Source organism: Nostoc sp. DedQUE09 (genome assembly GCF_034530915.1).
GTDB lineage: Bacteria > Cyanobacteriota > Cyanobacteriia > Cyanobacteriales > Nostocaceae > Nostoc.
In genome coordinates this window covers 17,117-38,083 of sequence record NZ_JAVRCE010000077.1, presented here as the reverse complement: position 1 = coordinate 38,083, position 20,967 = coordinate 17,117, and the positions used below count along the sequence as shown (strand labels likewise).

Here is a 20,967-nt window from a genome sequence, read left to right as displayed (position 1 = left end):
CTGTAGCAGCTTCCGCCTTCCCTGTAGGAACTTCCGCCTTCACGTTTCCGTGTTTTGCGCAGCCTGTAGCAGCTTCTGCCTTCACGTTTCCGTGTTACGCGTAGTCTGTAGCGACTTCCGCCTTCACGTTATCAAAAACAGACTTGTGTTACAGCATCTTCCCTTAAATAGAACACGCTTTTGAGATACAGCACTGCTGTACCTCAACAAGAAATATGGTTTCAATTGGCAAAAAATGTTGTATGGGACTTAAATTTTAGGTTTTTTCAGAAAAATCAACAATTTCACGTATGACAACCTTTTCAACAATTGTCCACTATAGAGTTATCAGTAATCTAAAAAATTAGTATTAATTATGGCAAGATTAAAACGCAATTCACGTACTCTTGGCAAAGCTGAACTACGTCTAGCAAGCATTAAATCTATTAGTCCAACTCTCGATGTCGGAGAGAACTTAACAGTCAAAGATTATACTGACAAAATCGAAAATCTCCGGCAATCTCTAGAAGCATACAATACTACCCTCTCTACTATTGATATCTTACTAACCCAGATCGTTGAAAATGAACAAGATTTAGCAGACTATTCTGAGAAAATTTTGCGTGGTATTGCTTATAAATATGGTAATAATAGCCATGAGTATCAGATGGCTGGAGGTATTCGGAAAAGCGACCGCAAGCGTGCTGTGCGTCAAAGCGTGGTTTTGCCGAAGTAAGTAGACGCGATTAAAGGCGATCGCATAGATTACCAACCAAAATTACTGATTTAGCTTTGATTGGGGAGCGATACCTTTGGTAGGCTTTGCCAACGCAATTAGGTTACTCTTGTACCAAGTAAAAGTGCGATCGCAAAACCTAACCTGATATTTTGCGAGAAGCAAAACCATTTTGTCTCATTCCCAGTTTCCGGCTGGGAATGAGGTTTTAAAAGAATTTTAACTTATAGTTGATACCAGTTACAGCAGTTTGTCGACTTTTGCAAAAGGTCTAATCCGTTAACTTTGAGTCACAGCCTCTTTCGCCAAAAACTTCTCTAATTCTGTCAGCGCATCAGCATCAACCTTAGTTTGCATCGGGCAGAACTTCGGCCCACACATCGAACAAAACTCAGCAGTTTTATAGATATCTGCTGGTAAAGTTTCATCGTGATATTCCTTAGCTCTTTCTGGATCGAGTGATAATTCAAACTGACGGTTCCAATCGAAGTTGTAACGCGCCTTAGAAAGTTCATCATCTCTATCCCTTGCACCAGGGCGATGTCTAGCAATATCAGCCGCATGAGCCGCAATTTTATAGGCAATCAACCCATTCCGTACATCTTCGGCATCTGGTAAACCCAAATGTTCTTTAGGTGTTACATAACACAACATTGCAGTACCGTACCAGCCAGCCATTGCGGCTCCAATGGCTGAAGTGATGTGGTCGTAACCAGGAGCAATATCTGTCACCAATGGCCCCAAAACATAGAAAGGTGCTTCGGAACACTCTTCCATCTGCTTACGGACGTTGAACTCAATTTGATCCATTGGCACGTGTCCAGGCCCTTCCACCATCACCTGTATATCATCTTCCCAGGCTTTGCGAGTAAGCTGTCCGAGGGTTTTCAATTCAGCTAATTGTGCTTCATCTGAGGCATCATGGGTGCAACCGGGACGCAAGGAATCTCCTAAACTGAAGGAGACATCGTACTTTTTGAAAATCTCAATAATATCTTGGAAGTGGGTATAAAGCGGGTTTTGTTTGTGGTGATGTAACATCCAGCGCGCCAAAATCCCGCCGCCGCGAGAGACAATACCAGTGAGCCGGTTTCTCACCAAAGGCAAATGCTCAAGCAAAATCCCTGCGTGGATAGTTTGATAGTCTACTCCTTGCTGGGCGTGCTTTTCGATGATATGGAGAAAATCATCAGCAGTCAGATTCTCAATTGTGCCGTGGACGCTTTCTAAAGCTTGGTAAACCGGCACTGTACCAATGGGAACTGGGGAAGCCTTGATGATGGCAGTACGAATTTCATCCAAATTACCGCCGCCTGTGGACAAATCCATCACGGTATCAGCGCCGTACTTCACCGCCAGATTCAGCTTATCCACTTCTTCTTGAAGATTAGAAGAGTTGGGAGAAGCGCCGATATTAGCATTTACCTTACATTTAGAGGCGATGCCAATAGCCATCGGCTCTAGGTTAGTGTGATTAATATTAGCCGGGATAATCATTCGTCCCCGCGCTACTTCCTCACGAATGAGATCGGCTGGGAGATTTTCCCGTTGGGCGACGTAGTGCATTTCTTCGGTGATAACACCTTGGCGGGCATAGTGCATTTGAGATACATTAACCTGCCCACGTCGTTTAGCAACCCATTCAGTCCGCATATTGTAATTCCTCAATAAACAGCTTCCCTCCGCTGGTATTACCCAGACTCAGGTGTTAAGGGTGTGATCTCAGCCTGGTTATGTAGGCACCCCTAGCATGGATGTAGTGTATCACCTTCGTTATATCTGGGAGCAAAGGTGTTAACAATTTATGAGGTAATACAATTTTGGATTTTAGGGTTTAGGCGCGAATTTCATTTGCACAAGGACGACCCTGTTCAATATCGGTAATATTAGCAAAAGTTGTTTCTGCAATATTGTAGAGAGCTTCTGCTGTAAAAAAAGCTTGATGTCCGGTAATGAGTACATTCGGAAAGGTTGTCAGACGTTGGAAAACATCATCTTGAATAATTTCGCCAGACAAATCCTCAAAGAACAATTCTGATTCTTGTTCGTAGACATCTATCGCAAGATAGCCAATTTTACCCGATTTTAGTCCCTCAATCACTGCTTGGGTATCAATCAGCGCTCCTCGACTAGTATTAATTAGCATCATACCTGGCTTAATCTGTTCTATAGCCTCAGTGTTAATTAAGTGATGGGTTTCAGGAGTCAAGGGGCAATGCAAGGAGATAATATCGGAATTGGCAAATAGCTCAGGTAGTTCTACATACTTTCCACCCAGCGCCTCCAATTCGGGATTGCGATAGACATCATAGGCGAGTATGTGACAGCCAAACCCCTTCATAATCTGTCCTAAAATCAGACCGATTTTGCCAGTGCCAACAATCCCTACTGTACGCTGATGCAAATTAAATCCCAACAATCCATCTAAAGAAAAATTGCCTTCTCGGACACGGTTGTAGGCACGATGAATTTTGCGATTTAGGCTTAAAATCAATCCTACAGCGTGTTCTGCCACCCCATAAGGTGAATAGGCGGGAACGCGTACAACGGTAATTCCTAAATCTGCTGCGGCTTGTAAGTCTACATTGTTAAACCCCGCACAGCGAAGGACAACCAGGCGAGTTCCCCGTGAGGCGAGAAGTTCTAAAGTTGGGGCATCAAGCTGATCGTGGACAAATACGCAAACTGCGGGAAATTCGGCAGCCAGGATAGCCGTATCCCGATTTAAACGGGGTTCAAAAAATACTAACTCGTGTTGGATGGGAGAATTTGCAGCTGACAAGAACTGGCGATCGTAGGCTTTTGTACTGAAAACTGCTACTTTCATGCAAAACCTCAGACTTTATATATGCTGCACGGTGTTCGAGTACATAGTACCTTGACGTTTAGAAAAGCGATGTCTACAACGAGCCTAGCTGCGGCATTTTCAACATTTTTTAATCGGTACTTTGACAAGGGCAGTTAAATAAGTGATGTCTACGACGGGCTACGCCTACGCCTTTAGGTTGAATGCAACTGCTCCAAATTACGATGTTTGACGAATTACTGCAAATATGCAATGCCGTATTTCGCTCATATTTCCATCACATTTATTTCTCATAATTTTGCCGATCGGCTAATAGTCAATTTTCGCAGAAACAAAATGACAGCAACATCTGAAAAAATCATCCAGCCACGTGAATGGCACAATCTACTGGCATCGAAAGTGTAATTTATTTGAGGACATCAGTTAAGTTGTGCTGTAGCTGTGTGAGGTTTTTACAATTTTCAAGCTTGGAGTTTATACCAATTCTGTATTAAGATGCACATAACAAGACTGCCCTCTAGTCCGCTCAAGTAACGGTAAGACTACAGGGGTGAAATACAACAGGTTTTAAGGAAGGTAAAGTACACAAAGATTCGTCTCAAAGCCTCATATGAAGCGTGTTTTACTCCTGGATTCTGCTGTAGATCCAGCTTTACAAAGAAAAAGTATAAATCAGGAATATGTTTATGAGTAGCTTAATCTTATTATTAATTGGTTTAGGAGTATTATTTTTGGTTTTCAATACTAAAGATGAAATTAATCGCATTACTGCTATGATCAGCGGGACAATTCTTTTGATTTGGGGTTTGGCTCTAGCTCCCTTGTCATTTCAATTACTAATTGAGATTGGTTCAGTTTTAGCAACTTTCTCTGTTTGTATGCGTTGTTTAGGTTGTGGTTTTAACCGCGATTGATTTTTAACTTGATAAATTATAAGTTTACTGACATCTTCAAGAGATAAACTAAGTAATTCAGCAGTCATGAATTCTAACTGATTAACTTCAGTTACAACAGTACAAAAATTAATTTTTTTAGAGCATTATTGGCAGTTCTAACTTCCAAAAAGCTAAATCTTTGCTTTTTTTAGTTTCAGCTTTGATTGCTGTCAAATTTCGGGCATTATTAGCTATATTTGTTGATGAAGAAAGAATAACTAATGCCCCATTCCCAATGACAAATGACAAACGACAAATGACAAATGCCCAATCATTACCGATATATTATTTTTTACAAACCATACGGCGTTCTCAGCCAGTTTACAAAGGATGCCCCCACACATAGCACCCTAAAAGATTATATTGATGTGTCTGATGTGTATCCTGTGGGACGCTTAGATTGGGATAGTGAAGGATTGCTGCTGTTAACAAACGATGGACAATTACAACATCGCCTTGCGCATCCGCGTTTTGGTCATAAACGTACTTACTGGGTACAGGTAGAGCGAATTCCAGATGCAGAAGCTATCAAAAGGTTGCAAACAGGTATAGAAATTCAAGATTACCGCACTCAACCAGCAGAAGTTGAGCTTCTATCAGAAGAACCACAGTTACCCGAACGCACACCACCAATTAGATTTCGTAAAAATGTACCGACAGCTTGGCTGGAAATGACTTTAACAGAGGGAAAAAACCGCCAAGTTCGGCGCATGACTGCGGCTGTCGGGTTTCCGACTTTGCGATTGGTCAGGGTCAGCATCGCTCACCTACAATTAGATGACCTACAATTGGGTCAATGGCGTGATCTCACCGCTTCTGAAATTCATAATTTTAGTAAATCGAAAAGTTTTCCCTCAAAAGCCGCCCGATAATAGAAAGTTAACTTGTGATTAAACCGTCGAAGTGCAGTTGTCCTCCGTGACCATGCTCGAATATACCTCTCCTCCCATTTGGCTCAATGCTCACATTCAAGACCCGCGAATTACCGTTGGAGATTATACCTACTTTGATCGGCATATTAGTTTGGCATTGTTCACCCTTAACGATCGGATTGAGATTGGAAAATTTTGTTCTCTCGCTAAGGATATCGTCATTTTTGGTGGAGGCAATCACATTACGACAAGAGCAACGACATTTCCTTTCAAGTGGTTATCCGCAGAAACTGAGCCAGAAGAACGTTACACTGATGCAGCAAGTAAGGGAGCAACAATGATTGGTCATGATGTTTGGGTTGGATATGGAGCAACGATTATATCAGGAGTGAAAATAGGCAACGGAGCAGTCGTAGGCGCACGGGCTGTTGTGGCTAAAGATGTTCCTGCCTATGCTGTTGTGGTTGGTAATCCAGCTAAGGTCGTTCGGTATCGGTTTAAGCCTGAAACGATAGAACGATTGCTGGAACTAGCTTGGTGGAATTGGGACTCATCAAAGGTTGCGGCTAATTTAGAGTTGCTGTACACCAACCCGGATGAATGGCAACCAGAGATTCAGGTGAAAGGGCCGCGTGGAGAGAAATTGAAACTTATCGGGATGCCAGCAGCAGAACAAGTCGATGAATCGGACAGTTGAGAAATCTTGGTGAGGATGCAAAGGTTACTTGCCGCCGCTTATCTTGGTCGTTAAATCATCACAAACCTATTTAATCTGAAGTTCCCCCAAGCAAAAAGCGCTGATGCTTGCATAGAGCGGCTTTCAAAATTTTTTGGTTCCGTTTTACGCCCTTACAAATTGTCAAAGGGGCTTGCAGAGCAAGTTTGAGGCGTTGTCCCCCCGTTTTTCAGCCTACCGCAGTTGTACTATTTAATCTATACGCTACATGGGTACAGCATTTGAGGGGTCAAAATCTAGATTTATTATGCAGCAAGGAATTCAAACATTTATAGTACATTTGCACGGCAAAACTTCAGATTAAATAGTGAAGCGATCACTAATAATTCCAAAGACTCAATCCGCTAAGAATTGCCCAAATTACTAAATTTCTTTATACCACGAATTACCAGCCAAGCTCCTCCGGAGGAGATTAACAACAACGGTGTTAACCAATCACCCCAACGCACATATAAAGTCTGTGTCTGTCGGCGATAAATTGTTTCAGCATGAGTTTCGTAGGTATTATATCCAGACATCCACAAGGTTCTGCCATGAGGATCTACAAAGGCTGAATATCCGGTATTAGTTGCCCGTGCTGACCAGCGATCGCTTTCAATTGCCCGCATGATATCCTGTGCATGATGCTGGAATGGCATGGATGCAGTGTAATGGGCATCGTTAGAAGAACTGACAATAAATTGTCCACCCGCTGCCGCTTGACGGCGAAATTGTTCGGGAAAAGCAGATTCATAGCATATACTAGCGATCGCCCGACCAAAAGGAGTGTCAAATAGCTGATTTGCTGAACCAGCAACTTGGTGTGCATCCAAAGGCGACAAGCGCTGAACTAGTTTTCCTAAAATTCCTTCAAAGGGAATATATTCTCCTAATGGTACTAGTTTGGACTTATCGTAGCGGCTAACAATTTCACCTTTACTGTTGAAAGTAAATAAACTAATTGTATAACTATTTCCCCGCTCGCCAAAAGCCCCAATCCAAGCCACTACGCCTTTTTCTTTCACGGCTGCAACTAAGGCAGTTCCCAGCAAATTACGCTGGAAAATAGGTAAGGCTCCTTCTGGGGTCAGGACTGCATCTACACCTTGGTCTGCTAAAGTTAGATATCCATTGGTATAGTTTTCTTGGGCGCGACGAAACCCCTCGGAACTTCGTAAAAGCCGGTTTGGGATATTACCTTGAACAATCCCCACTTTTAAAGCTGCTTCTGGGAGTTGAGCTATGGGGCGGCTGTATAAGATAAAACCAATAAGGTGTAGGGTAATTAATAGTGCTGTGGCGATCGCCAAATATTTATTAACGAACCGCAGAGGCGCAAAGGACATCTTGGTATCTTGTCGGTTTATATACGCTTCAGCAATTAAGCCATTAAAAGCAACGATCGCTGCTGTCACAGTATTAGGCCCAGACAGTTGCCCTAGATGTACAATTACGAGATTGTGCGGGCTTTGTGTGTAAGCAAGAGAACTCCACCACAGAGGGCCAGCGCTCCAAAGGCTCTCTAAGCCGCACCAGACGGCTGTACCAATAAGTACACGTAACCACGGTTTTTGTCCGCCCAGGCGAACCATTACCGCTGCCCAAATACTAAGGAATACTCCACCCAAGGCACTGATAAATCCCCAACAAAAAAGGGTGATTGCCAGACTTGGCAACCACGGAACGCCCAACCAAGTCATGGGATGAATTCCGGTAATCCAAGATAGGGCGACACCGTGATAACCGATACCCCAGAGGAAAGCCGGGGGGAATTTGTTTTTACCTTTGGCTGAAGTGACAACTAGCACCCATAAGGGAACTATGGCAATCCAAGCCAACAACCATGCACCTACTGGGGCTACAGTTAGCCCCATTAAAATGCCGCTAGCTAAGGCGATTAAATAAGGGAGTAAGGCGGTTAACCTCTCCCCCTGCTTTTTATTCTGCTTCTTCTGCATCGCCAGCATCAGGTGGAACTACTGCCACTCCAGTAATGGCGTCGTCTTCGTCTAAACGCTGCACTCTGACTCCAGTTGCCGATCGCGATTGGATAGAAATCGCATTCACCGCTTGACGGATGATAATACCGCGATTTGTCACCATCATGATTTCATCATCATCGTTGTTAACAATGCGTAGGGTTGCTAGCTTGTCTTTGGTTTTGCGGTTTTTGAACTTGGTTGCCATTAAACCCTGACCAGCACGATTTTGTAGCCGGAATTGGGCGACTGGGACGCGCTTACCATATCCTCCCATTGTAATTACCAACACCCAAGGGCCAACAATGCCACTGCTAGGCACTTCTGCGGACTCTTCAGTAATTTCGGTAATTTCGATATCTTCTGTTTCGATTGTTTCGATATCTTCAATTTCTGCTTCTGCAACATCCAAACTTTCCAGAATTGCTGCGGGGAGAATATCCATACCCACAAGTTCATCTTTATTTTTGAGTTTCATGGCTTTCACCCCACGAGTTGCCCTACTTAAAGGACGCAGTTGTTCGTGGTTGCATCGGAAGTGAATCGCCATCCCGTTACGAGAACCAATGATTACACTGTCCTCGACTTTGGCGCGTCGCACCCAGCGGAGTTGGTCGCCTTCTTCTAAGGAAATGGCAATTAAACCATTGGCGCGAATGTGACTAAAGGCTGCCAATTCGGTTTTCTTAATATTACCGCCCTTAGTGAGCATGACCAGATATTCTTCGCTGCTAAACTCGTCAACTGGTACAATCGAGGTAATTTTTTCCTCTTTGGGAATCGGTAGCATCTGGACAATTGGTGTCCCGCGACTGGTACGCGAACTCGCTGGAATTTGATAAGCTCTCAGGCAATAAACAACACCACGCTCACTAAAGAATAAAATACTGTCGTGATCGCAGCAAGTCAAAAAATGCTCAATGGTATCATCATCTTTCACCTTGGCTGCGGCTTTGCCTCTGGTAGCACGGCTTTGGGCTTCAAAGGTGTTAACTGGCATCCGTTTGATATAGCCTTGCTCTGTAACTAGAATTATCGCTTTTTCATTGGCAATGAGGTCGCGATCGTCTAATTCCCCTTCCCCTGGTAAAATTACCGTGCGGCGGGGTGTGGCGAAGCTAGTTTTTAGTTGTGTGACTTCAGTTTCGATGATTTCTAGCACTCTCTCCCGCCGTGCCAAAATATCCTGCAAGTCGGTAATCTTCGCTTGTAATTCTTCGTGTTCTAGACGAATTTTGTCTGCTTCTAAAGCAGTCAAGCGCCGCAATTGCATTTGCAAAATTGCATCTGCTTGCACTTCTGAAAGTCCGTAAGTTGTGATTAATTCGCCTTTGGCTGTGGGTGCATCGGGAGCATGGCGAATTAAGACAATAATTGGATCTAAGTGGGATAGGGCAATTAATAATCCTTGGAGAAGATGATCGCGTTCTTCGGCTTTCCGCAGTTCGTAGCGGGTGCGTCTGGCAATGGATTCGATGCGGAAATCCAAAAAGACGGTTAAGAACTGCTTGAGGGTGAGTACTTGGGGTTCGCTATTTACCAACGCCAGCATATTTGCGCCGAAATTGGCTTGCAGTGGCGTTTGCTTGTAAAGGTTGTTTAAAACGACGCGGGGGTAAGCATCACGCTTGAGTTCGATGACAACTCGCATCCCGTCGCGATCGCTTTCATCCCGGATATCTGCAATCCCTTCTAAACGCTTTTCGTTCACCATCTCGGCGATTTTTTCAATCAGCGCCGCTTTATTAGTTTGATAAGGCAATTCGGTGATGATAATTGCTTCTCTATCTGGGCGTCCCCGTTGTTCAACGGTTTCAATGTTAGCGACACCACGCATGGTAATGGAACCACGCCCGGTAGTATAAGCTTCTCGAATGGCAGATGTTCCCAAAATTTGCGCCCCAGTTGGAAAATCTGGGCCGTGGACATACTGCATTAATTCGAGATCGGTGATTTCTGGATTGTGGATTACAGCTACCAAAGCATCGATCAATTCGCCCAAGTTGTGGGGCGGAATGTTGGTAGCCATGCCCACAGCAATCCCAGAGGAACCGTTAAGCAATAACTGCGGAATCCGTGCTGGTAAAACTGTGGGTTCTTGCTGGGAACCGTCGAAGTTATCAGCGAAATCTACGGTTTCATACTCGATGTCGTGGAGTAGACCAGCACTAGTTAAAGCTTGTAAACGGCATTCTGTGTACCGCATCGCGGCTGGCGGATCGTTGTCTACCGAACCAAAGTTACCATGTCCGTTAACTAGGGGCGATCGCATGGAAAAATCCTGCGCCATCCGCACCAAGGCATCATATACTGCTGTGTCACCGTGGGGGTGATATTTACCCAACACTTCCCCCACCACACGGGCGCATTTCTTAAAGGGGCGATCGTGGAGCAGACCTAGCTCGTGCATTGCGTAGAGAATGCGACGATGCACAGGTTTTAGACCATCCCTGGCATCTGGCAGCGCCCGACCCACTATCACGCTCATGGCGTATTCCAGATAAGACTGCGACATTTCGTTTCGCAAGTCTGTCGGGATAATCCTCTCCTGTGAGGTTGTCATAACCTAAAAATCTCCAAAAATCGTAGATTTTAGCTTTTTTACTCAACAAAGCGCAAAATTATTCTAAATTGCTCTTGAATAATTGCTATAATTTGGTACAATTCTATCATATATTGCTTTTTTATGCCTGGGCAGCTAACTCAGGCAATTGTTCGATCCGTAGTTTCTCTCTGGGATTTGAGTTGAGATGCGATCAGAGGAACTTTAGGGGCAAGAAAAAATCCGATCAAACTGGCAAAAAGGATTGGCGTAAAGGGACTTAAGTTAGTCAGTTTTGACAGTAGCAAAGTCGTACTTATAGGTGTGCGGGTTACAGCTGCGTTGACAGCCGCCATTGTACAAATCATGGCAAGGGCAGGATTAAGTCCTGGAATTAAAATTGCTACTGCTTTACCGATGCAAGCACCAGTGAAAAAGAGGGGAATGATGAATCCACCGCGCCACCCACCTGTTACCGTAATGCTAATGGCAGCTATTTTGCCAAAAGCTAGAGTTAAGAGAAAAACAGCACCAAAGTTAGCAGTCAGAACTGAATCTAACTCTTCATGTCCAAAATAACGCGTGAGGGGTAATAAAACTGCTAAAGTGCCAAGTCCCAATCCTGCTAGTGTTGTGCGTACATAAATTGGGCCAGGAATCTGGGCAAAGGCGCGATCGCAACTGCGAAAAATGCCCATAAAAATCCATCCTGCCACCGCCCCGATAATTCCAAACATGATCGCGATCGCAAAATCATCAATCCTTTCTAAGTGATACTGAGGAAAATGCCAAGTAGGGGCAATACCCAAACGTGTAATTGCTGCAAACACCAGATAGCTAGCGCAACTTGAAACAATAGCTGGCATTAAGGCTTCGTAATATTCCACAATATGCTCGTGGTGCAAAATCTCCAAAGCGAACATTGCACCGCCAAGAGGTGCGCCAAATAAGGCAGTGAAGCCAGCCGCCATTGCTGCTAAACTCATGGTTCTGAGGTCTTCACCTTGGAGTTTTAAGCGATCGGCAATCCAAGTACCAAAAGAACCTGTTACCTGTACCAGTGGCGCTTCTGGGCCAGCACTACCGCCTGCTGAGATGCTGACTAGAGAAGCAAGAATCATTGAAGGATTTTTGCGAACATCTAGGCGTCCGCCACGAAAATGAATATTATCAACAATCACGGCGATTTCACCGGGATTTCCCAAAAAATGAATCACCAGACCGATAAGTAAACCGCTAAGTGGCATCACTATCAGCAGGCTAAAACCCTCAAATCGCTGGAGTCTGTGAGTAAAAAACTCTAGAACATTCCAGTACAAGGCTGCGAATAGACCACCAGCAGTCCCCACAACTACCCAGCGGATCACCCACTGCGAAATCATTAGGGGATTACGCTTTACCAGTCCAAAAAGTTGAGCAAATGTCCAGCGTTGAGTTTGATTGCTAGCGGGGGGCTTGTTTGGTAACACTGCTTATTTCCTATTTGTGAAATGGAGAGTACTGAATATTTACGCTTTTTATGGTAGAGCTATTTAGTTTAGTAAATCATTTTTGGTCTACAAAGAGCCATGTCTCCCAATACGGTTCGGTAGGGTAAAGGGGAAAGGGGAAAGGGGAAAGGTTTTGAATACATCCTTTCCCCTTTACCCGCAAACCCATTCCCCAGACCACAAGGAAAGTGAAAAATGCTTATCCGAACCGTATTGCCATGTCTCCGACGGGCTATAAAAAAAAGGCGTACATCTGTACGCCCCTAAAATATTTATTTATCTGCGTAGGCGTAGCCTGCACTTCGGCTGCGCCCTTCTCTAGGAGAGGCTGCGCCAACGGCTACGCTCAGGACAGGCTCAGTGACCACCGTAGGCATCGCACTCTCTTTAACGAGAGTAAGGATTATTGAAGGTTTCCCAAGCAGCTTTTACAGCCTTTTGCAGGCGAAAGTTAAAGTCTACTAAGTCTTTCATTAATAAGTGCCAGTTTCTCTCGGCTTCATCCTGAATTACCGCCCAAGAGTTTTCTAAGCGATCGCGTTCTATCAGTTTCCTTCCTTCAATTAATTCCCGTGCTTGACGCACAACTTTCAAATAGGTTTCACGGGTGAGAGTGCCTGCTGAATCAGCCTCAGCTTGAGCGCGTCTTTTTAGCGCCTCAATTAACGCTTTAGTTTCGCGCTTCACCTCATCAGTTTCACCAGCCATTTCGGTTTCCACTAATTTGTCGGTTTCAGCACTTATTTTTACAATTACTATGGATTCAGTAGATTCGATATTGTTAGAATTCATACTTAAAACATCCTTAATTGCAAAGTTTATTCTTCAAGAAGAATTGCACCCTGTCTTAATAGTCATTTGTCATTTATTTATTTTACAAAAGACAAAGGACTAATGACAAATCAATAAGTTTTTATTGGCAGTTGTTGCTCTAATTTTAGTAATGCTGCAACTCGCATTTCTGTCGCCGGGTGACTGGAGAATAAGTTACCCAGAAACTGTCCAGAGATGGAATTGATAATTAATAACGGCTCATAAGCTGGATTAGCATTTAAAGGCATTTGCTTTGCTGAAGCTTCTAAGCGTTGCAATGCTCTAGCTAAGGCGCGAGGATTACCAGTTAATCTAGCAGAACCTGCATCAGCAGAAAATTCTCGTGTGCGCGAAATTGCTAGCTGAATAATTGTCGCAGCCAGTGGGGCAAGTATGACTGTTAATAAAACTCCTATTGGATTTCCACCTCTGTTGTCATCTCGCGAACCACCGCCAAACCATAGGCTATAACTAACCATTTGGGCTAGGAATGAGATCGCACCAGCTACAGTAGCAGCAACAGCTTGTGTAAGAGTGTCACGATTAATAATATGGGTTAGCTCGTGGGCGATAACACCTTCGAGTTCATCATCTGGCAATATATTTAGAATACCTTCGGTGACAGCCACAGCAGCGTGTTCTGGATCACGCCCTGTAGCGAAGGCGTTAGCACCAAGGCTAGGAACGATATAAACTTTAGGCATGGGAATGTTAGCGCGATCGCTCAATCTCTGCACCATCCGATAAAGTCCTGGTGTTTCACTTTCACTCACAGGTTGCGCTTGATATACTGCTAGGGCAATTTTATCTGATTGATACCAGGAAAACAGGTTGGTTACTGCTGCCAAGCCAATCCCGATAATCAAGCCACTAGAACCACCAATTACCCAGTAACTAATTGCAATCAAAAGACCACTTAGTGCAGCTAGCAAAGCAGCCGTTTTTAATTGATTTGTCATGTTTTTACTCTCCTGCTAATGCTGTGTAAATTTTTCAGGAAACAGCATTACCTCAGCTACATTTTGATTTTACCCAGCTAAACATTAGATATATGGTACAGAAAACCTATCAGATAAGTACGGTTTTCCTACTTAAGTTTTAGTAATACTAATTTAGTTTACAAAATTAACTCTTACAAATAATAAAGATGCATCTACCTATAGGAAGAAATTGTGGATATAGGCATGAATTACAAGTGTGATGCTTAGATTGAGCTATGCCTAACTATTAGTTAATATCCATTTACTTATAAAGGTTCTGAGTCTATTCCTTGTGCTTGATATATTTGTTGGGAAAATACTTGAAAATCTAATTCGCACGCCTTTAAAGCTTCAGTAGCTTGTGAATATTTTGGGGTACTAAACAAATCGCGATCGCGAATTTTTGGCAACTAAGAACGCAGTTTAGTTAGTTTCACCTCATTAAACTATAGGTTCTCAAAAATTATAAAACTGATATAGTAATACTATTTGCAAAAATTTTTGCAGCAAATAAATCGGCTGTAGGGGTGTACATCTCTATTACTATTGTAGTAAAAACAGGCAAAATGGAACTACAAAATAAATTTGTCCAGAAAATTCCTCAGACTGTTTGGGTTTTAGGGTTTGTCAGTCTGTTGACAGATATTAGTTCCGAGATGATTAATTCTCTGTTGCCCTTGTTTCTAGTGTCAGTTTTAGGGGCGGATATTTTGACTGTCGGCATCATTGAAGGTATTGCAGAGGCAACAGCTTCAATCTTAAAAGTCTTTTCAGGAGTATTGAGTGATTACTGGGGACATCGTAAAGGATTAGCGGTGTTTGGATACGGATTATCAACCTTTGTGAAACCTCTATTTGCTGTAGCTACCAATCCGACTGGGGTGTTAATAGCTCGATTTGGCGATCGCATTGGCAAAGGTATTCGGGTAGCACCCCGCGATGCCTTAGTTGCCGATTCCACTAATCCAGAAGTACGCGGTGCAGCCTACGGATTGCGTCAATCCCTCGATACTATTGGAGCATTTTTGGGGCCTTTGGCAGCATTTGCCCTGATGGCTGCTTCCGAAAACAACTTCCGCCTGATTTTTTGGCTAGCACTCATCCCTGGATTCTTCGCAGTGGCTTTATTAGCAGTGGGAGTGCGCGAACCAAAAACAACTCAAACTCAAGGAAACCGAAGCAATCCTCTGCAATGGGAAGCTTTATATAGTTTTGGTTCAGGATACTGGGTAATTGTAGTAGTGGCATTGCTATTCAATTTAGGCAACTCCAGCAATGCCTTTTTGTTGCTGCGAGCTGAACAAACAGGTGTTTCTGCTTCACTCATCCCATTGACATTAATGGTGGTGAACATCGCCTACTCGTTCAGCGCCTACCCATTGGGAATACTTTCTGATCGCGTGGGAAAATTTGGTTTACTAGTAGGCGGATTTCTCCTATATGCACTAGTGTATCTAGGCTTTGCTTTCGTGCAGACACCTTGGCAAGTCTGGGGATTGTTTGCTCTTTATGGTCTGCATTTAGGTATGAGTAAAGGATTGCTGTTAGCGCTAGTGGCAAATAGTATACCAGCAAATCTGCGCGGCACTGCTTTTGGATTCTTTAATTTGGCTGTGGGATTAGCGCTTTTACCTGCTAGTTTGCTAGCTGGGGGATTGTGGCAAACATTGGGAGCAGAGGCAACATTTCTAACTGGAAGTTTGTTTGCGATCGCTGCTGTCTTATTGCTGGTAATTAATAGGAAAAAATATTCACAAATATAGGGCAATACAGTTTAGTTAAGCATTTTTTTCTTCTCTCTGCGGTAGCCTATTTGCGTAGCGTCTTTGTTCGCGCAGCATCCCGCAGAGAAGGAGAAGGGTAGGAATCAATACTTCTCGGGTTTTGGGGAAAAGGGGAAAGGGAAAAGGGAAAGAAAAAACCTTTAACCCTTACCCTTTTCCCTTTACCCCAAACCCGATTCTGAGTTAAAAATGCACAAAGCGAGAAGTATTGGGGTAGGAATAAGAGTTTCTTGGTGAGCCTAATGCCTAGAAACCGTGGCTATGCCGATAGAAAAGTTGCCACAAGAGAGCTTAGGCGCTAAAAATCTTATCAAGCAATATAACCCTTCTAATCCAGTAAATGATAATCCTTCATCAACAACAGTACATCTTTTAGTTAAGAAGCTAAATAAATTTATTCGATAATGCTTACAGCGGTTCTCAGTTGAGTGAGGTACAAGAACCCCACCCCCAACCCCCTCCCCGCAAGCGAGGAGGGGAATATGATGTACCTCATGTGATTAGTAAACGCTATATCTTTGAGATAACATCAATTATTTTTATACCATCTACTGCTTATTTTTATTTACTAAATCATCGCTTCCAATTCTTTCAAAGCTTGAAAACTTCCTACTTGCCAACTATGTTCCACAGCAGCAGGAATAATTTTAGTAATAGCTATATCCTCAAAATTAGGACTAGTATTAGATTTTATGTATTTCCTATCTCTCAGCAAATAAATAGAAAGACTCCCATTATCGTAAACCCATAATTCTGGGACTCCAATAGCTTCATAAGCATCAAGAGTAGTTTTCGATGTGACATCAGTCTCAATCGCTAAATCTGGCGGCGGATCATCAGGTTGCAAGCGGCGATGACCAATCATTTGTTGATAATTCTGAATATAAAAGCAAGCATCAGGTTCAACTCCTGCTACACCTTGCCGTTTAAAGGTGGTGGAACCAAAAGGTTGGTATCTGATATTTTTAGCCTTTAGCAATATTTTGACAATATCAGAAATTAAATCTTTGGGAATTTCATGTTCTGGTAAAGGAGCCATAAGTTCTAAAGTACCCTGGCTGTAGGCAATTCGTGTAGTTCTTTTTTGTCCCAATTCTTCTAAAATAGATTCAAATTCTTCCCAGCTAACATCAGGAATAGTCACTGCGCTACCAGGTGCTAACTGCATCCGGCTAACAGCTTTGAAAACGGGGATAGCAGCAGTCATAACTAAAATATCAATAAGCTGAATCTCAATAATTATCTATCAGGTTGCGGTGGATATACATCCCACCGTAACCTTTAGACTAATAGATTGAGTTTAACAAAAGCGATCGCTCTACACCGTAAACTTCTCTGCAATCCGCTTCATCGCTTCTTCCACATTCTCCCGGCTGTTAAACGCCGAAATGCGGAAGTAACCTTCACCCGCAGCACCAAAGCCAGAACCGGGTGTTCCTACAACGTTGACAGTTTGCAGCAACTTATCAAAAAACTCCCAACTCGATAAACCATTCGGAGTTTTCACCCAAACGTAAGGTGCATTCACGCCACCATAAACTGATAATCCAGCGGCTGTGAGTTTCTCACGGATAATTTTGGCGTTTTCTAGATAAAAATTCACCAATCCCTTAATTTGTGTCTGTCCTTCTTCAGAGTAAACCGCTTCGGCTCCCCGTTGGACAATGTAAGAAACGCCATTAAATTTGGTGGACTGGCGGCGATTCCAGAGTTTCCATAGTTCTACATCGGAACCATCGGCAGCTTTTGCTGTGAGTGTCTTCGGTACAACGGTTAACGCGCAACGAGTTCCTGTAAAACCTGCATTTTTGGAGAAAGACCGAAATTCGATCGCAACATCTCTTGCACCTTCAATTTCATAAATTGAATGAGGAAGCGATGGATCGGTAATATAAGCTTCGTAGGCTGCATCAAAGAAAATAATCGAGTTATTCGCTTTGGCATAGTCCACCCAAGCCTTGAGATATTCCTTGGTTGCAGTTGCGCCAGTGGGGTTATTGGGAAAGCAGAGATAAATTAAATCGACTTTCTTTGAGGGAATCTCGGCGGTGAAGTTGTTATCAGCTGTAATTGGCAGATAAACTAAACCCTCAAATTCGCCTTTATCGTTGGCATCCCCAGTATTTCCCACCATAACGTTAGTGTCTACATACACAGGGTAAACTGGGTCAGTAACGGCAATTAGATTGTCATGACCAAAGATTTCTAGAATGTTGCCAGTGTCGCACTTGGAACCGTCGGAGATAAAGATTTCAGCAGCATCTATGTCGGCTCCTCGTGCTTGGAAATCTTGAATAGCAATTTTTTCCCGCAACCAAGCATAGCCTTGCTCTGGGCCGTAGCCTTTGAAGGTATTGCGATCGCCCATTTCTTCCACAGCTTTAATCATCGCTGTGCGGCAAGCCTCCGGTAGAGGTTCGGTAACATCACCAATGCCCAGCCGAATGATTTTAGCATCAGGATTGGCTTCTGCAAAGGCATTCACCCGCCGAGCAATTTCTGGAAACAGATAACCCGCTTTCAGTTTTAGGTAGTTGTCGTTAATAGTTGCCATTATGTAGATTATGAAAAACGCCCTCAAATAGCTTACTGCTAATTTATGAGGGCGGGGAGTGGAGAGCAGGGGAGCAGAGGGAGCAGGGGGAGAAAAATTACATAGCCAGTTCCAATGACTAATGACAAATTCCCAATTAGATATTTACTGGCTGTTTATTATCGGCTGATGCGTAATAAATGTTGCGATCGCTAATTACAAATTCCGTAATTGATTCTTTCCCTGTAATCAATCTTGCTCCGCGATTACGGGTGAAATAGCTCCATGCCCACTGAATCATTACTACTAATTTGTTGTTAAATTCAATTAAGAAGTAGATGTGAATAAATAGCCAAAACAGCCATGCAACGAAACCTTTCAGCTTGGTAAAGCCCAAATCGACTACAGCAGAATTATGCCCAATCATTGCCAAACTACCATAATCGGTATAAGCAAAGGGTGGCAAACTTTTACCTACAAGCCGCTTTTGGACTAGTGCTGCTACATATTCACCTTCTTGCTTGGCTACAGGTGCAACACCAGGTAGCGGTTTACCATTTTGATGAGAAAAATTTGCTAAGTCGCCAACTACAAAAATATTGGGATGTCCCTTAATACTCAAGTCAGGTTCAACAACAATTCGTCCAGCGCGATCGCACTCAGCACCTGTGCGTTCTGCTAGCACTTTTCCCATTGCGGAAGCTTTTACACCTGCTGCCCATAATACTGTTTTTGAGGCAATTTCTTTAACTTCATCGCCTTGTTTGAGGGTAACAATATCATTTTCAATATTTGTTACCAATGTTTTTGTCTGCACAACCACACCCAAGCGCGTCAAGGATGCTTCTGCTTCTTGTGATAACTCTGGTGCAAAAGGTGGCAAAATCCGATCTAAACCTTCTAATAGCAAAATCTTGGCTTCTGAGGTGTCGATGTTGCGGAAATCTTCTTTGAGAGTTTGATTTGCCAATTCTGCGATCGCACCAGCTAACTCTACACCAGTTGGGCCGCCACCCACAATTACAAAAGTTAACCAAGCACGGCGTTTTTCTGGATCGGTTTCTTTTTCTGCGGCTTCAAAGGCCGAAAAAATCCGGCTACGCATTTCTATCGCATCTTCTACAGTTTTCAAGCCTGGGGCGAATTCTTCCCAGTTATCTTTGCCAAAGTAGGAATGCTTCGCACCTGTGGCGACAATTAAGGTGTCGTAAGGTACTGCTTCGTCGCCTACCATCACTTGTTTTGATTCTGGATCGATATTATTCACCTCTCCCAGCAGCACTTTCGTATTCTTGCTCTTGCTGAGGACAGAACGCAACGGTGAGGAGATATCAGCCGGAGATAGCGCACCTGTGGCGACTTGATATAAAAGGGGTTGAAATAAATGAAAGTTACGTTTATCAATCAGAGTAACGTTTACTGCCGCTTTGGCGAGTGTTTTTGCTGCATAAAGTCCACCGAAACCACCGCCAACGATCACTACTTTATGGGGTGGATTATTGTCAAGTGAATTTACCATAAGAAATATTATCGTGTATGCCGACTATTGTAACTATTCTTAACAGATTTGTATCAAAATTGTCATCATATATTTTGTATTGCTCTTTACATTTGAAAAAGTATTAAAGTAATCGAAACTACAGGATAAACAAAATTTTTTAACACAAAGGTACAGACAATAGGAGTTTGGAATCTTTGAATCCCTGTTTATCTATGTAGATTTATCAAAGGTAGATGTAGAATTTATGCAAGTTTAGTCAGAACTAGTTGACTCTGGTGTGTGTGGCAAACGTGGGGAATGAGTTCGCCGCCAACGGTTAAAGCCATAGATAAAAGCAGCAAAAATTAACAAATAGGGACTGTAAACAATTAACCAAATACCCAGTTTGAGTAAGCCAACGGAAAATGCACTCAAAGAATGGGTGGAGTTGTTCCAAGTTTCCTTAACTTGCAAACCCAAGGCAGGTTGGGGACTGGTGCTAGAAACTGCTGCTTCTAGGTTCAGCGTAATAGTGGAATAAGCAACCTGATTTTGTAAGCTTTTTAGTTGGGCATCAATTTGTTCTATTGTTTGTCGAACATTACTCAGTTCTTGGGCAACACTAAGCACATCTCTGACAGAACCAGCCCGATCCATAATTTTTTGCAAATTTGCTTCAGTTTTTTGCAAATTAGTTAATCTGGCTTGGAAATCGACCAGGCGATCGCCTACATCTTCGGCAGTGATATTACGACTATTAACAGTGCCTAATTTAGCTAGTTGTTCTAGGGTAGGTTCTAGCCGATTCTCTGGTATCCGCAATTGGATTGTTGCTGTGTAGCGCGGGTTGTCGTTTTTAGGTTGTTGTTGTTTCAACCCGATTAAATCCCCTTGCTGTTGATTGATGATTTGCGAAACGGCATCGACAGTTTGATCTACAGAGGCGACAGTCAAAGAGATTGCTGCCTTTTTGATGAGTTGGGGACGAGAACGCGCTATTGGTGCAGCTTCCGCCTTTTGGGAAATACTGTTTTCACGAGCAGATAATTGATTTACCGCGCCATCGCCTGCCATTGGAGCTGCCATTTGAGGTAAAGCCTGATTTGTTGATCGATCCGAAGAGGCGCAACTAGTGAAAATCACCCCTCCCAATAACGCACTTATAAATAAAGCAGATGTGCGCGGTAATTTAGTCGAAGTATGCATAATCTACCCCTAGATGGATGAAGTTAACCTCAGTATTACTGAAGAAAAACTCGAAGCCTGTATTGTTGCGATTTATGTAACAGGGTTTGTCATTAGTCATTTGTCATTAGGCATTGG

18 protein-coding genes and 1 riboswitch are annotated in these 20,967 nt (G+C 43.2%); of the genes, 6 read left to right on the top strand and 12 right to left on the bottom strand.

What is annotated here, in order from left to right; translation table 11 throughout:
* Positions 1-355: 355 nt before the first annotated feature.
* A complete protein-coding gene (locus tag RMY27_RS31120; protein WP_322668688.1) occupies positions 356-715 on the top strand; it encodes a hypothetical protein in 360 nt (119 codons plus the stop codon).
* A gap of 279 nt (positions 716-994) precedes the next feature.
* Here the strand turns inward: RMY27_RS31120 and thiC are convergent, their stop codons facing one another.
* Together thiC and RMY27_RS31110 are read right to left on the bottom strand one after the other, a co-directional pair.
* The gene (gene thiC / locus RMY27_RS31115) at positions 995-2,368 is read right to left on the bottom strand and encodes a phosphomethylpyrimidine synthase (RefSeq protein ID WP_094351230.1); all 1,374 of its coding nucleotides are present in this window, start codon (positions 2,366-2,368) and stop codon (positions 995-997) included.
* Positions 2,369-2,375: 7 nt separating this feature from the next.
* Positions 2,376-2,472: riboswitch (TPP riboswitch) on the bottom strand.
* A 77-nt stretch (positions 2,473-2,549) separates the two neighbouring features.
* Positions 2,550-3,542 carry a 2-hydroxyacid dehydrogenase gene (locus RMY27_RS31110; protein ID WP_322668687.1) on the bottom strand — a complete coding sequence of 331 codons (993 nt, stop codon included), beginning with the start codon at positions 3,540-3,542 and terminating at the stop codon, positions 2,550-2,552.
* A 231-nt stretch (positions 3,543-3,773) separates the two neighbouring features.
* Here RMY27_RS31110 and RMY27_RS31105 point away from each other — a divergent pair, with 231 nt between their 5' ends.
* The 4 genes from RMY27_RS31105 to RMY27_RS31090 all read left to right on the top strand — a co-directional run bounded on the left by RMY27_RS31105 (position 3,774) and on the right by RMY27_RS31090 (position 6,025).
* Positions 3,774-3,926: a hypothetical protein gene (locus RMY27_RS31105; RefSeq protein WP_322668686.1), complete on the top strand. Its 153-nt coding sequence runs from the start codon at positions 3,774-3,776 to the stop codon at positions 3,924-3,926.
* A 281-nt stretch (positions 3,927-4,207) separates the two neighbouring features.
* Positions 4,208-4,435 carry a hypothetical protein gene (locus RMY27_RS31100; protein ID WP_322668685.1) on the top strand — a complete coding sequence of 76 codons (228 nt, stop codon included), beginning with the start codon at positions 4,208-4,210 and terminating at the stop codon, positions 4,433-4,435.
* 284 nt (positions 4,436-4,719) lie between these two features.
* Complete coding sequence (locus RMY27_RS31095; RefSeq protein ID WP_322668684.1) at positions 4,720-5,328, top strand: rRNA large subunit pseudouridine synthase E; 609 nt, start codon at positions 4,720-4,722, stop codon at positions 5,326-5,328.
* A gap of 52 nt (positions 5,329-5,380) precedes the next feature.
* Positions 5,381-6,025: a CatB-related O-acetyltransferase gene (locus tag RMY27_RS31090; protein WP_322668683.1), complete on the top strand. Its 645-nt coding sequence runs from the start codon at positions 5,381-5,383 to the stop codon at positions 6,023-6,025.
* A gap of 383 nt (positions 6,026-6,408) precedes the next feature.
* Here the strand turns inward: RMY27_RS31090 and lnt are convergent, their stop codons facing one another.
* The 6 genes from lnt to RMY27_RS31060 all read right to left on the bottom strand — a co-directional run bounded on the left by lnt (position 6,409) and on the right by RMY27_RS31060 (position 14,257).
* A complete protein-coding gene (gene lnt / locus RMY27_RS31085) occupies positions 6,409-8,001 on the bottom strand; it encodes an apolipoprotein N-acyltransferase (protein WP_322668682.1) in 1,593 nt (530 codons plus the stop codon).
* Entirely contained in the window at positions 7,982-10,585 is a 2,604-nt protein-coding gene (gene gyrA / locus RMY27_RS31080) for a DNA topoisomerase (ATP-hydrolyzing) subunit A (protein WP_322668681.1), read from the bottom strand. Before gyrA ends, lnt begins: the two co-directional genes overlap by 20 nt.
* 140 nt (positions 10,586-10,725) lie before the next feature.
* Positions 10,726-12,033 (bottom strand): chloride channel protein, encoded by a 1,308-nt coding sequence (locus RMY27_RS31075; RefSeq protein WP_322668680.1) that lies wholly within the window; start codon positions 12,031-12,033, stop codon positions 10,726-10,728.
* Between the two features lie 408 nt (positions 12,034-12,441).
* Positions 12,442-12,846, bottom strand: a complete 405-nt coding sequence (locus tag RMY27_RS31070) for a hypothetical protein (protein WP_322668679.1) — start codon at positions 12,844-12,846, stop codon at positions 12,442-12,444.
* A gap of 110 nt (positions 12,847-12,956) precedes the next feature.
* On the bottom strand, positions 12,957-13,826 hold the full coding sequence (locus RMY27_RS31065; RefSeq protein ID WP_322668678.1) for a zinc metalloprotease HtpX: 870 nt from the start codon (positions 13,824-13,826) through the stop codon (positions 12,957-12,959).
* Positions 13,827-14,113: 287 nt separating this feature from the next.
* Positions 14,114-14,257 carry a Chromate resistance protein ChrB gene (locus tag RMY27_RS31060; RefSeq protein WP_322668677.1) on the bottom strand — a complete coding sequence of 48 codons (144 nt, stop codon included), beginning with the start codon at positions 14,255-14,257 and terminating at the stop codon, positions 14,114-14,116.
* A 156-nt stretch (positions 14,258-14,413) separates the two neighbouring features.
* Here RMY27_RS31060 and RMY27_RS31055 point away from each other — a divergent pair, with 156 nt between their 5' ends.
* A complete protein-coding gene (locus RMY27_RS31055; protein ID WP_322668676.1) occupies positions 14,414-15,610 on the top strand; it encodes an MFS transporter in 1,197 nt (398 codons plus the stop codon).
* 589 nt (positions 15,611-16,199) lie between these two features.
* Here the strand turns inward: RMY27_RS31055 and RMY27_RS31050 are convergent.
* The 4 genes from RMY27_RS31050 to RMY27_RS31035 all read right to left on the bottom strand — a co-directional run bounded on the left by RMY27_RS31050 (position 16,200) and on the right by RMY27_RS31035 (position 20,850).
* On the bottom strand, positions 16,200-16,838 hold the full coding sequence (locus RMY27_RS31050) for a Uma2 family endonuclease (RefSeq protein WP_322668675.1): 639 nt from the start codon (positions 16,836-16,838) through the stop codon (positions 16,200-16,202).
* A gap of 111 nt (positions 16,839-16,949) precedes the next feature.
* On the bottom strand, positions 16,950-18,185 hold the full coding sequence (locus tag RMY27_RS31045) for an LL-diaminopimelate aminotransferase (RefSeq protein ID WP_322668674.1): 1,236 nt from the start codon (positions 18,183-18,185) through the stop codon (positions 16,950-16,952).
* Between the two features lie 136 nt (positions 18,186-18,321).
* Complete coding sequence (locus RMY27_RS31040; protein ID WP_322668673.1) at positions 18,322-19,683, bottom strand: NAD(P)/FAD-dependent oxidoreductase; 1,362 nt, start codon at positions 19,681-19,683, stop codon at positions 18,322-18,324.
* A 234-nt stretch (positions 19,684-19,917) separates the two neighbouring features.
* The gene (locus RMY27_RS31035; RefSeq protein ID WP_322668672.1) at positions 19,918-20,850 is read right to left on the bottom strand and encodes a DUF4349 domain-containing protein; all 933 of its coding nucleotides are present in this window, start codon (positions 20,848-20,850) and stop codon (positions 19,918-19,920) included.
* Between the last annotated feature and the right edge of the window lie 117 nt (positions 20,851-20,967).